The organism is Shinella agrisoli (assembly GCF_046557955.1).
GTDB lineage: Bacteria > Pseudomonadota > Alphaproteobacteria > Rhizobiales > Rhizobiaceae > Shinella.
Genome location: NZ_JBJIEP010000005.1, coordinates 176241 through 188653, shown reverse-complemented (window position 1 = coordinate 188653; position 12413 = coordinate 176241). Strand labels below are relative to the sequence as shown.

The following is a 12413-nucleotide window of genomic DNA, read 5'->3' as shown; positions in this document are numbered from 1 at the left end:
ATTAACAGCTTGGATTCACATCATGAATAATCCTGAAGTAACTATTGTTGTCCCGTCGTATAATTCAGGTCATTTTCTAGAATGGACGCTGGACTCCATCGCGGCTCAAACATTCGAAAATTTCGAATGCGTTGTTGTTGATGATTGCTCAACTGATGATTCATTTAAACGAGCAAGGAAACATTTCGCAGACCCGCGTTTTCGACTCATAACTCATAAAATGAATGTCGGCCTTTCGGGGGCCAGAAACACCGGCATTCGCGCCGCTCGCGGGGAATTCGTTGCCTTCCTCGATTCCGACGACCTGATGATGAAAAACAGTATCGAGGTTCGCTTAAACACCTGCCGGTGGGGAAGGCGAACCAGTGATCGTTTTGCTGGTTCGTATTGCGGAAGCGTTCAAATCGACGAACCGACAAGAACGGCTCCGGACAGCCAACCAATGGGGCTACCATTCGTAACATTTGCATCATCTCACGGTCATTGCCCATTCAACGCCAATCAGCCAATGATCCGCAAGGACGTCTTGCGCCGAGCGGGCGGATTCAACCACGGTCTTAAGCAAGCCGAAGACTTCGACCTATGGCTCCGAATTCTGCGCGCCGGGTTCATTTTTGCGCCGGCCAAATTTGCTTCAGTCACTTATCGGCGGCGTGCCGGCAGTATGGTACGCGCGCAACCGCTTGCTCACCTTGACCTATCGCTTTCGATTATCAACAGCGCCGAGCGACCGTTGAGTGTGGACCAACTTGACTGGTCTCCGCAGTATAGAATGAGTAAGCCGCTTAGCAGCTACGCAGCGCAAGAAAAGAAAATACAACGAACTCTTGAGTTTGTCGGAATGAATTTTGCCAGCTCTGATCCAGAGAGCCCAGAGGAGCTCGCAAAATTAGTCAAGCGTGAAATTCCAGATTTACACCTGCTCACCCATAGCGAAAAAGCAATAGAAGGAATAATTCAGAACGGAGTTCGTCGTCAGAAGTCAATTGCAGGCCCTCTGCCCGATGCGGATCGTGAAAGCGCCGAAAATCTAGCTGCCCTAATAGTATCTTCGGTTCGTAAATCTTACGATGGTTCGGCTTCGGTTGTAGATAGAACACCTATATACCCGAACCCCTCTCAAGACAGGCCTTGGTTTTCTAACCTTCAAAGCAAGTATCAAATCGTCTTTATTCCTCACTCAGCTTATCATGTGTGGACTATCTCTCTCATCGGAAAAAGCCTGAATGAAATAGGGATTGAATTCATCACCGTTGACATTTCAGCAGAGTGGAGGGACGGCAAGGTTCGCTCGGCCGCGGCTGAACATGGCATTGAACTCATCGCACTGAGCGAGTTTGTGTTAGGGCGATATAAACCTCGGGCAATTGTGACTTTTAACGACTGGGACCCGGTGACGAGACCGATCTTGGTTGCTGCTAAGGCAGCCGGCATTCGAACGGTCGCTATTGTCGAAGGAATACAAGACTATGATGACGCTGATGTACACTGGCGGCGTTTTGCGTATAAAACTAGCGATGTCGTACTCTTGCCAGGAGACTTCGACAAAAAATACTTTGAAGGCCATAACGCGATCGTCGAATCTGTGGGCGTACCTCGCATTGAATCCCTTCGCACAAAAGAGAAGAGGGTGTGGCAAAAGGACAAAACACCGAGCGTATTGATCAACTGCAACTTTTCTTACGGTGTTCTGGTCGAACATAGGGACCAGTGGCTATCTGATTGCGTCGAGGCAATCCAAGAGCTTGGGATGAAGCCGATAATCTCTAGGCATCCCGCCGATACCGGAAAGCTCTTTCCTGAACTCGTTACATCTAGGAGTTTCTACGATGAAATCGAGGACTGCGATGTTTCGATCCAGCGTTTTGCGTCCGGTGTTCTAGAGGCGCTGGCTCGCGACGTTGGCGTAATCTATTATAATCCGCACAATGAGAAAGTTGATAAGTTTCAACTCGATCCGATGGGAGCGTACACGCTCGCCTATGACAAGGAGGCACTAAGGTCCCAACTGCGTTCATGGTGGGATCTCCATGAAATGGCCCGTGAGAATGGAGGGCCTTTCCTTGATCATCATTCGGGGCCATTGGGAGATGGAGCCATTCACCGTTGTGCATCTGCACTAAGACGTCATATGGGAACGGAGCCGTCCGAAAGCGCGCTTTCGGCTTTCCGAAAAAATCTCGCTGTCATCGATAATGTGACATCCGCATTTTCTCAGGTTCGGTTCAACAATGAACCGCTGTTCCCCGATCCAAACACGGCTGAGGAGGCGCTTTTGCGACTTGGCGGCGAAAAGTATCGGAATGCCCTCGATATGGACTTGAAGCCAATTCCGAATATCTCAGATAACCGGCAAGAAAGTAACACCCCTCGAACATTGGCTGACCGCCTACGATCTATCCAGTTGGTGGGGGAGAAAAACAACTTACTTCTTCCTTTAGTATCTTCAGCATTGCTGATTGACAGTGAGGACGCCCTAGATGTTCTGGAAACATGTGAGGATATCCGCACCGCCGTGAATCGGGAGCTGGATCGCAGGCAGGATAACGATGGATTTCGCGGTCATTACGAGAAGGCGGTCTTGTTTGCAAAATCAAGGCGAGCCGCCACCAAATTATAGTCGATCTATCATCCGCCCTGCGGTGACAAAAAGATGCTCGATTGTGTGGCGGACTTTCGCCACCATATCGGGCTTGCCCGCAAGGATCGTCTCTCCCTCATCGACATGACGACTGACCGATTCGAACATCATTTTTAGAAACTCGTTCGGATCATCGGGTTGTGAAGCCGCTGACACGAAGATCAGTTGCAGCAGAACATAGCGACTTGCCATGTCCTGCGCCTCTAGGTCCGCTATACGTCGTTCGAATGCGGCCAGCTTCGCTTCATCCATACCTGTCATTTCAGTCTCCTTACCGAGGCTAGCCATCATCCAGATACGCGACGAAGTTTCAACTGGCCTTTACATCGCCGTGCGATACCGCCGCACGCAGTATTCGTGCAGCAAGGCCACGACGGCTGCATTCGCGTTGACATCCTCGTCCAGGATGGCGAGATGGCCGATATAACCGTTGTAGCGGTTGGTCGTGACGGCATCGTTCCACGCGCCGACATTGCCGGAGCCGGACGGACGAGAGTAGGTCAGAGCGCCGGACGAAGGAGCAGAGAGCCCCGAACGGACGGTCACCTGATCGGTCACGTCGTTGACCGTGGCAAGGTAGTGCTTGATGGCCGTCTTGATGCCGGAAACCGCCTGCGATGCGTTTGCACCCATCGCTATGAAGTGTGACTGGTTCGTGTAGAAATTTGCATTGGCGGCATCCCCGTCGCCGAGGAAGATGCGGCTGGTGCCGTCCGCGCCCGTCGCGTAGAGCGTGGCCGATACGGTGAGGCGCATCGAACCGGAAAACAGGCTGGCGTTGGTGAGCTTGTTCGACCCGTTGAACTGTACCGCCGGCACGCTGTTCATGGCGCCTTCCGCATAGGTCGGGGGGTCACCAGACGATGCGGTGAGGTGCAACGCGTTGGGGCCGAGGTCGAGCACCTGGCCAACCAGATTGCTGCCGTCCTTCGTGATCTTGGTGGGATCGCTGAAATCGTAGAACGCGCGCAGCGACGGCAAGGCGAGGATCTGGTCAAGGATTCGGCGATAATCGTAGTTGATGAGGATGGGCAGGTCCGCGCTGAACGTCTGCCCGGTGCGAATGATGCGTCCGACCATTGATTGTGCTCCTTAAAAGATGTGCTGGAAGGCGACGAGCCAATTGCGCATCGGCGTGCCGGTATAGGTGGATAGCTCGGGGTCACTGTCCCGAATGCAGCCCCGGCATCCGGTTGTCGGCCCGGAGTTGCTGCCGGCCGAGGTGGCGCCGTTGTGGAAGGCATAGGACAGCCGCCAGCCGGCCTGCGGCGGCGCCGAGAGAGTGACGGTGATCTGCATGGGGCCGGTCACGGCGACACCTGTGATGGTCGCACCGCCAGCATCGAGCAGGTTGAAACCAAGATTGCCGGGATCGGTGACAGCCGTCGTATCGATGACAATGGGCGCGACCGGCACGTGGCAGTCGATGATGACATCCGATCCGCTGACAGCGATCGTCGCCGGGCTCAGCGGCCGCCAGTCCTCGCCGTGGATGACGACGCGGCGGTAGACTTTGGCGTAGTATTCGCCCCACAGGCGCGTCGATGCTGCATCGATGTGCGAATGGTCGAGATAGGCAAGATGATACTTCGGCCCGACGAGAAAGATGTCATCGTTCTCCTCCGACGCCTTCAATTGGAGAAACGGCGTCGTGAAAGTGTCGCGGACGCCGATCGAGCGATAGCCGGCCGCGCTCGACGTCTGGCAAGTGAGCATGACGATGCGGTCGGACTGATCCAGGGCGGCCCTGATGTCCTCGTTGAGATCGTCAAGCCACTCGCGCAAGTCGGCGTCATAGTTGGCATTGGAGATCAGTCCATCGGCCTCGCCGTGGATGATGTTCACCGCACGGCAATGAGCGCCGCCGGGCAGCCCAGCCAGATAGACAGCCTGCGCGATCACCTTTTCGTAAACGCCGTCCGCCGCGCCCTTCTTCAATTCGGCATAGGTCTTTCCGCCCCACGCCTGACCGGCCATGACGAGCGTGCGATCCAACTCGTCGGCTAGAATGTTACGGGCCATCCCGGTTGAGATCGTCTCGTTAACCTCCTCGGCCAGTGGGACGAGCGGACCAGTCAGGACCTCCGACTGTTTGCCGACTGGACCGTTCGTGAGCTTGAGCGCGTTGCTCGGGAACGGTGGAGTCGTGGTAATCGCAGCAGCTCCGCCCTCCGCGAGCGACTGACCGATCGTGAAACTGACCTCGTTGGCCTTGCGGGACGCATAGAAGACCTCCAGATCACCCGGATTGTTGTAGGCGAGCCGGTAGGTCATCGACACGCCTCGGCGGCGGGTGCTGCGGAAATGCACGTGCTCGTTCACGACGCGGGGCAGATCGTCCTTGCCGGTCGCGGTCAATTGCACCTCCTCTGTGCCGAGCAGGCCGTAGAGATTGCCGCCGGCCTCCCACACGACCGCGCCGACGTCCTGGAGCGCCAGCGCACCGATCAGCGACCCATCGGACCTCACGCCCAGCGGCACCTTGCCATCACTTCCGACGATACCCCAGATCAGGTCCAGGTTGTTGCTTCCGACCGGTTCGGAATACTGTCCCCCGATCCACTCGCCGCCCCAACGGTCGACACCCCAGAGCAATCGCCCGCCCGCACCCACCAGACCGTCGACGAGGCCGAGATTGTTGCCTGCGTAGTTGATCTCGGTGAGGAGCGCTCCCGCATAATAGGACCCGTCCGGCAGCACGCCCCAAGGCATCTTGCCGTCGTCGGCGGAAATGGCAAAGGTCACACCGAGGTTGTTGCCGCTGAGCGGCCAGATTCCCGCCTCGCCGGCAACGATCGAGGCGCCCCCGGCGGTCGCGGCTGCTTCGTCGGCGGTCAATTGCGCCGAGTTGGCCGTAGCCTGCGCATCCGCGATGTCGGCATTCAGTGCAGACTGGTCGGAAATCTCCTGAAACACCAGATCGGTGGTACCAACGGTGATGGGCGCGCGTGTCGTACAAAGGTACTGCTTACCGCCGTTAGCCGTGCCCTCTCTGACGAAGACAGCCAGCGCAACCAACTCGTCGGCCTCATTCGCATCGCTGGCTCTGGCAGCAGCGCCGGATGCGGGAACCACATAGATGCCGTTCTGGCTCGCCGTCGTCTGCCCGAAGAGAAGCACGCGGTCCCCGGTCGATAGCGTCACGCCGTCTAAGGTGTCGCCGTTCTCAAGCGCGTTGGAGATGTTGACGTTGGTGCCGGATGCTGCGCGGACGGGCTGTTTCCACTGTGCGCCGGATGATGCGAGCGCTCTAGCGTTGGAGATGTCGCGCTCGACTTCCGTGCCCCAGACCTGAGCCTCCTGATTGAAGACCGATCGGGCCGCGCCGTCTGCATCCATGGGCGCAAAGACGTCGTTTGCCCGCTTCGTGTAAAGCGACATTGGGACTTCCTTCTATTTCGCTGATGTTCAGTCGTTCGGGATATTGACGGTGATGGTCGCCGACGGCGGGCCGAGCGTGCCGTCGGAGGTGCGGGTAATCAGTTGCCACTGCACGGAACGTCCCGTGGAGCCCGGGACCCCGGGCGGGACATGCGCATCAATGAAGACAAGGTTCTCCTCGGGCCGGGCGTTCTGCATGGAGATGTACTCCCATGGTCCATACGATCCCGATCCGGACTTTGAGCGCCGCTCCAGTTGCACGGCTGCCGCCCGAAGCTCGCTGACGGAGACCGTCACGTTGAGCTGGGCGACGTTGAAGCCGCCGGCCGAGCCGCCTCCGGAGACAAGCGTTGGAGCGCCGCATGCGGTGTTGTCGACGCCGACGATGGTATTCAGCACCGCCGAATACGGGCTGCCGTCGTCGCCGTAGAAGATGCGCACGCGGCTGTCGACCTGATCTCCCTCGACGTCCGCAGCCGCATAGGCAAAGGTCCACTTCTCGGTCATGGAAGCCCATGGCCCGGGAAGCGCGCCGGAATAGCTGCGGTAGGTCGCCTCGATCTCGTCGATTGATCCCGGCCCGCCCGGGAGGCTGTAGGCGATGCGAAGCTCTTTGCCGCCGCCCGGATAGGTGATCTGCAAGGCGGCCGACGGCGGGTCCGGTTGAGGAAGTCCGCCCTCATAGGCAAGATCGGGTATCGGATCCGGCGCGGCCGCCTCGTCGGTCTCCGGGTTCCACGCCGGCAGGTCGGGCCAGATCGCGAACGGGATCTCCACCGTCCCCCGGGCATCGTCCACGCGCGGCGGCGCGAAGCGCACCTTCTCCACGTCGCCGAGGTCGGGCAGCTCCACCGTGCCGTAGTATTTGCCCCATGCCGCCAGGCCCGCCATGTTGGTGACGGCAACGCCGCTTTCACCGCGCGCAAGCAGGAAGAGACGCCGTCCGATCCGTTGCGCCTGGCTGGCGGAAGGGCAGAAGGGCAGCTCGACGTCGAAATATTTGGGGCCGTAGCGCGTCACCTCGTCCTCGATGCGTGACCACGCGATGCCCGTCAGGTCGATGTCGGCCATCTCGTAGTTGCGCTCGGGCGAATAGTATTTGATGCGGCAGATGTTCGGCCGTTCCACCGCCTCGGGTCCGCACACCCAATCGAAGTCCAGGAAGTCCCGCGGCGTGAAGGCGATTTCCGGCGCGGGATCGTCGTCGATCAGTTCGAACCAGATCTTGCCCTCGGCCGTCAGGCGGATTTCCGCGCCGATCGAGCGCAGTATGTCCTCCATCGTATCCTTGCGCGCGCCTTCCCACGCCCACATGCCGGAGCAGCGCGCGCGCTTCTCCGTCCCGGTCTTCGTGGCGACGAGTGCGTCGGCCGCGTCCGCCTGCGCGGCGATCAGGCTCCAGTCGAAGCGATCGTAGACGAAGGCCGGATCGCGACGCAGCACGTGGGCGGCGCAGATGATGCCGTTGTCGCTCCAGGCGGTGAGCCCGATGCGCGGGTCGTAGATCAGTGAGGCGCGCACCAACCGTTCGGTGTCCGGTACGCCGCTTTGGTAGAGGGTCAGGTACTTCGGCTCCGTAAGGCCCGGATTGAAGTAGGTCACGAGGGACTGCGCGATGCCGCGCACCCGGTGGTCCACGCTCCAGAGCGTCGGAAAGGCGGCGATCAGCTCTCCCCAGGCCGTCTCCGCTCCATCGCCGATCTTGTCCTGGATCCTCATCCACGATCCGCCCGGCACGGCCCAGGGCGGCGAGGAGACATCGCCGTTCGGTTCGACGGTGACAGCCCGCCCTCCGACAAAGTATTCCTCGACGGCGTCGATCGGTCCTTGCAGCCAGCACACCAGGCGCCAGCGCGTGGAGCCATCGGTGTTCCCGAAGGCCTTCATGCCCCCGACGCGCACGCGCCCGAGGCCTTCGATCACGGAGCTTTCGCTGCTCTCGAACGTATTCTTGGCGTCCGAAGGGTTGACGGCGCCCGTCTGACGCTGGCGCCCGAGCAATGACAGGCCGAGCAGAGCGCCGCCGACGATGACGTTCGCCGCCACGGTCGCGATGACGCCCGTCGCCGTCGCGGCAATGGCCGTGCTCGAAAGCAGGAAGCCATGAATCGCCGTCGCGATCAGCGAGACGGGATCCGCAAAGGCATGCGTCGCCGTCGCGACGTAGGATGCGCCGCTGGCAAAGCAGATCTTCAGGAATGTCATCGGATGGACCAGACCCTTACGATATCGCGGGGCATGAGGAAGAGAACGCCGGCAGGCTCGGCCCGCCAGGCGAAATAGCCGCCATGCAGGAAGATGCCGCCGACCTGGCCGAAGCGTCCGGTTTCGACGATCCCGACATCGCCGTAATCGGGTACGCCCGCTTCGCGGACGCCGTGGAAAGGCAGAAGAGCTTCGGCCCAGAGGGCATCGAGCGATCCCGCCTTGCGGATGAGCGCATGCGCCTCCTCCCGGCTCGACCATTTCGGAAGGGAGATGGGACGGCCGTGCACGCTCTCCACCCATCCTGCCGGCCACATGCTGCAATCGGAAACGCCCCACACCATGGGCGCATCCTGCGCCGCCTCGATGTAGGCGCGCAGCGGCTCGACGAGATCGTCACGCACGAATGATCTCCTGCACCTTGACCCCGACATAGTCGAGGCCCTTGTCCCCCGGGAAGCGTGCCCGCTGGTCGGCCGGCGTCCACTTTCCTCCGAAGGGGTAGTTCTGCGAATGCCAGAGGCTTTCGATCGTCAGCAAGACCGTCCGCGAACCGATGCCGCTCCAGCTGATCTTCGGCGAGGAAAGGAACCCGGGGAACATTGTCTTGAGCCCCGAGGGCCACACCTCCTGCGTCTCCTGGTCGAAGGCGCACCAGTAGACGTCGGCAAGCCTGCCCTCGATCTGCCGGCCCTGATCCTTCACGGAGCGCAGGAATGCGACGTTGACGCCGGCAAGCACGATATCGATCTTCGCCGCCTGCCCGAACCTCGGGTCCTCTACCGCGCCGATTGAAACGAGCTGCCCGCCGCCGGGATCGGAAACACCGCGCCATTCTTGGCCGCCGACCGTCTTGCGCCCGACGCCGTTGTGCAGGCGCCAGCGCCCGGAGGGAAGGTCTATATCGGCGAACCACGCCCTGGCGATGTGCGGCCGGCGAAGGAATTCCAGCTCAGCCTCGGAAAACTGTGTGGCCATCGTCAGTCCGTAAAATAATCGCGCACGTCATAGTCGAAGACCTCGACGAGCGTGACGGAAGCCGCATCGGCGACGTCGACGCCGCGGGAGGCGCTTGCCGCCTCCTCGATTTCCAGCCTCATCGCCATGACGGGATAGAGCGTCGCGAAGTCGTCCGTCGTGAAGGCCTTCCGCAGCGGCGGCCATACGCGATAGAGCCCGGCTTCGCGAACCTCCGTTACCATGTGCATCCCGAAATAGAACGGGAAGAAGCCGATGTAATCGCCGATATCGAGGCGATGCCCCCAGGCGACGTCGGAAAGCCGAACGATCGTTGTGTCGAAGGCGGCCGGAGCTGCGAGCGCCACGTTCGGCGCGGTGATGCTCCAGTTCATGCCGTTGCTCCACGGCATGCCATTCCCCCAGGGAACGCCGAACCGTTCCTGTGCCGGCGTTGCATTCAGGCCAGCCTCGCGCAGCGTCATCATATCGGGATCGCCGAACGGCACGCGCGTCGCGTTGGCTCCCGCGTGCAGGCCGGTCACCCATCCACGGTAGCGGCGGAACTCCGCATCCGCCCGTGGCGGAAAGGTAAGCCGCCAGCGCCATGCGCCGAAGGGGGAAGCAACCGTCTGCGTGAACCCGCCGATGGCTGTGCTGGAGGATGAGCCGATCGCACGCGGGCCCGAGAGAGGTTCCATCGCGGAAGGATAGAGGCCGGCGGGCATGGAAAGGAGACGGCTCACGCCCTTACACCCCTCGCCTGGCGCAGGTGCTGATATCCGGCAATGCGCTTGCTTTCCGTGCGGTCGCGTTCTGCCAAGCCACGCTCCAGCCTGGCGATGGCGACCTGGTCCGCTCCTCGGGCATCGATATTGTAAGTGGGGGCATAGGTGGCGCGGCCGGCGCGCTGTCCCGGCTTCGTGATGTCGACCTGCTCGTTCGGCGATTTCCGGAACATGACGAGCTGGCTGTCGATGCCGCCCGTTCCGCCGGGAAGGATCGTCCCGCCGCTCGAAAAGCCGACGAGTCCGCCGAACAGACCGGACAGGAATCCGCTGAACCCTCCGCCGAAGGAACCGCCGAACATCGCCTTCAGGCCGTTCTGCAATGCGCTGCTGGCGAACTGCGCGACGACGTCGGCCAGAACCTCGCGCAGGCTTTTCGTGCCTTTGATGAGGGCGGCAACTGACGAACCGAAGCCGGAGAACATGGAGCCGAGGGAGCTTCCGGTTTCGTCCGCCTGCTTCTTGACGTTGCTGAGGCCGCTCCACGCATCCGCTGTCTGCTTCGCGGCGGCCGGCGCCTTCCCGGCCGTGTCGGCAAGCGCGTTCGCAACCTCCTCGGCGACGCCGATCACAGCGGCGCTGCCGGCCTTCATCCCGTTCGTCAGGCCCTGCATGATGTCGAGACCGATCTCGTGCATCACACGCGAAGGCGAGTGCGTATCGGTCTCCTCGCGCGCCATGCCCGGGATCATGGAGAAGATGTTGCGTACGCTGCCTTTGACCTGATCCCACCTGGCATTGATGCCGTTCCATAGTCCGTCGATGATCTCGCGCCCGATGCGCAGCATCTCGCCCGGGATCGCCTTGAACGCCTCGATGATCTGGAGGGCGATGCCCTTTATCTTCTCGACCGCATCCGGGAAGACGACGGTCGCGACATCGAGGAAGGTCTGGCCGACATTGACGAACATCTGCCTGAGCGTCTCGAGCGCGCCGGCGAAGTCGCCCTGCAGCACCTGGACGATCAGCGTGACGGCGAGCCTGATCTGCTCCCAGAGCCCTGTCAGGTAGGCCTTGATCGCCGTCACGGTCGTTTCCACGGCTGAGCCGAACTCCGGAAGCGCCGCCTTGATCTCGTCCCAGTAAAGCCAGGCCGCCGCGATGCCTGCGAACGCGGCGACGACGAGCCCGATCGGGCTGACGAGCGCGGCGAGCGCCACGCCGATCGGCGCAAGCAGCGGAAGCAGCGCCGCAAAGCCGGACACGGCAAGGCCGAGGCCGGCAGCAAGCGGCCCGATGGCCGCCGCAACTGCCGCAACGATCGTGCCCCATTTGAGGATTTCCGGATTCGTCTGCGCCAGCCATTCCACCCATTCGGCAAGGTTGGCGACGAAAGTCGTCATCGCCGCCAGAAGCCCGCTTTTGGCTATGGCGATCTGCAGTTCCTCGAACGCGCCGGACAGCTTTTCCATCTCGCCGTTGAAGCCGCGCATCCGGGCTTCGGCCTGCTCCTGGGCGATGCCGGCCTTGTTGATCTGCTCCGTCGCGGCCTGGATGCCGGCGGCCCCCTGCTTTGCCATTGCCACGGCGGTACGCATCGCGTCCTGCCCGAAGATGCTTTGCAGCGCCTGCGTGCGCGCCTCGTCGCTGAGGCCGGCAAGACTGTCCTGCAGCTCCTGCGCGACGTCCGCCATGCTCTTCATGTTTCCCTGCGCATCGAAGAATTCGAGCCCGAGCTCTTCCATCGCGGCTGCCGCCGGCTTGCTCTGGGGAACCAGCCGCGTCAGGAAGGTCTTGAAGGACGTCCCCGCATCCGAGCCGGAGTTGAACACGTCCGATGTCGATGCCATCACGGCGTTGAAATCCGTCAGGGTTACGCCGAGCGCGCCGGCGACACCACCGGCCTGTCCGAGCGCGAGGGCGTAGTCGTCGAAGCCGAATTGCGAGGCCAGCGTGACGCCGGTGATCTGGTCGACCACGTGCGCCATGTCCTTTGCCTGGAGACCGAACTGCGCCATGACGTTCGTCGCGACGTCGGCCGACCGGGACAGGTCGCCCCCGGTCGCTTCCGAAAGCCTGATCGCCGCCTCGGCCGCGCCGCCGAGGATCTGTTCGGCGTCGAGACCGTTCTTGGCGAGCATCTCCAGCATGTCGGCGCTCTCGGACGCCGACTTCGACGTGCTGGACCCGAGGTCGCGCGCAAGGGTTTCGAGCGCGCGCAGCTCGGCGCCGGTCGCGCCCGTGGCGGCGCCGACCCGGTTCATCGAGGCTTCGAAGTCGCCGGCGGTCTTCAGCGTGAGGGCACCGAAGGCGGCGATCGGCGCCGTCAGGCCGACTGACATGCTTTTGCCGAGCGACTGCATGGACTGGCCGACGCCGCGGAGCGTCTTTTGCGCATCCGCCAGACCCTTGTCGAACAGGGCCGTATCGATGCCGAGCACGACGCGGAGCGCGCCGATGACCGCTGATGCCATGGATAATCACCTGCTGGGGGTTGCGAG

General features: G+C 61.4%; 9 protein-coding genes. 1 reads left to right on the top strand and 8 read right to left on the bottom strand.

Annotation, left to right across the window (positions count from 1 at the left end):
- The first annotated feature begins 22 nt into the window (after positions 1-22).
- Positions 23-2620, top strand: coding sequence for a glycosyltransferase family 2 protein (locus ACIIOY_RS06660; RefSeq protein ID WP_411033851.1), 2598 nt, complete (start codon positions 23-25; stop codon positions 2618-2620).
- Here the strand turns inward: ACIIOY_RS06660 and ACIIOY_RS06655 are convergent.
- Genes ACIIOY_RS06655 through ACIIOY_RS06620 form a run of 8 tightly spaced genes read right to left on the bottom strand, consistent with a single transcriptional unit; the run spans position 2615 to position 12386 of the window.
- Positions 2615-2902, bottom strand: coding sequence for a hypothetical protein (locus ACIIOY_RS06655; RefSeq protein WP_411033850.1), 288 nt, complete (start codon positions 2900-2902; stop codon positions 2615-2617). The genes ACIIOY_RS06660 and ACIIOY_RS06655 overlap by 6 nt on opposite strands.
- Before the next feature lie 60 nt (positions 2903-2962).
- Positions 2963-3721: a hypothetical protein gene (locus ACIIOY_RS06650; protein ID WP_411033849.1), complete on the bottom strand. Its 759-nt coding sequence runs from the start codon at positions 3719-3721 to the stop codon at positions 2963-2965.
- A 12-nt stretch (positions 3722-3733) separates the two neighbouring features.
- Entirely contained in the window at positions 3734-6022 is a 2289-nt protein-coding gene (locus tag ACIIOY_RS06645; protein WP_411033848.1) for a hypothetical protein, read from the bottom strand.
- A gap of 27 nt (positions 6023-6049) precedes the next feature.
- Positions 6050-8227 carry a phage tail protein gene (locus ACIIOY_RS06640; protein ID WP_411033847.1) on the bottom strand — a complete coding sequence of 726 codons (2178 nt, stop codon included), beginning with the start codon at positions 8225-8227 and terminating at the stop codon, positions 6050-6052.
- Positions 8224-8631 carry a DUF6950 family protein gene (locus tag ACIIOY_RS06635; protein WP_411033846.1) on the bottom strand — a complete coding sequence of 136 codons (408 nt, stop codon included), beginning with the start codon at positions 8629-8631 and terminating at the stop codon, positions 8224-8226. Before ACIIOY_RS06635 ends, ACIIOY_RS06640 begins: the two co-directional genes overlap by 4 nt.
- Entirely contained in the window at positions 8624-9205 is a 582-nt protein-coding gene (locus ACIIOY_RS06630; RefSeq protein WP_411033845.1) for a transcriptional regulator, read from the bottom strand. The genes ACIIOY_RS06635 and ACIIOY_RS06630 overlap by 8 nt, the downstream gene beginning before the upstream one ends.
- Positions 9206-9207: 2 nt before the next feature.
- Complete coding sequence (locus ACIIOY_RS06625; protein ID WP_411033844.1) at positions 9208-9930, bottom strand: hypothetical protein; 723 nt, start codon at positions 9928-9930, stop codon at positions 9208-9210.
- Positions 9927-12386: a phage tail tape measure protein gene (locus tag ACIIOY_RS06620; protein ID WP_411033843.1), complete on the bottom strand. Its 2460-nt coding sequence runs from the start codon at positions 12384-12386 to the stop codon at positions 9927-9929. Before ACIIOY_RS06620 ends, ACIIOY_RS06625 begins: the two co-directional genes overlap by 4 nt.
- Positions 12387-12413: the final 27 nt, after the last annotated feature.

Coding starts and splice junctions, on each gene's coding strand:
- ACIIOY_RS06660 (WP_411033851.1), top strand. CDS start 23: ATGAATAATCCTGAAGTAACTATTGTTGTCCCGTCGTATAATTCAGGT.
- ACIIOY_RS06655 (WP_411033850.1), bottom strand. CDS start 2,902: ATGACAGGTATGGATGAAGCGAAGCTGGCCGCATTCGAACGACGTATA.
- ACIIOY_RS06650 (WP_411033849.1), bottom strand. CDS start 3,721: ATGGTCGGACGCATCATTCGCACCGGGCAGACGTTCAGCGCGGACCTG.
- ACIIOY_RS06645 (WP_411033848.1), bottom strand. CDS start 6,022: ATGTCGCTTTACACGAAGCGGGCAAACGACGTCTTTGCGCCCATGGAT.
- ACIIOY_RS06640 (WP_411033847.1), bottom strand. CDS start 8,227: ATGACATTCCTGAAGATCTGCTTTGCCAGCGGCGCATCCTACGTCGCG.
- ACIIOY_RS06630 (WP_411033845.1), bottom strand. CDS start 9,205: ATGGCCACACAGTTTTCCGAGGCTGAGCTGGAATTCCTTCGCCGGCCG.
- ACIIOY_RS06620 (WP_411033843.1), bottom strand. CDS start 12,386: ATGGCATCAGCGGTCATCGGCGCGCTCCGCGTCGTGCTCGGCATCGAT.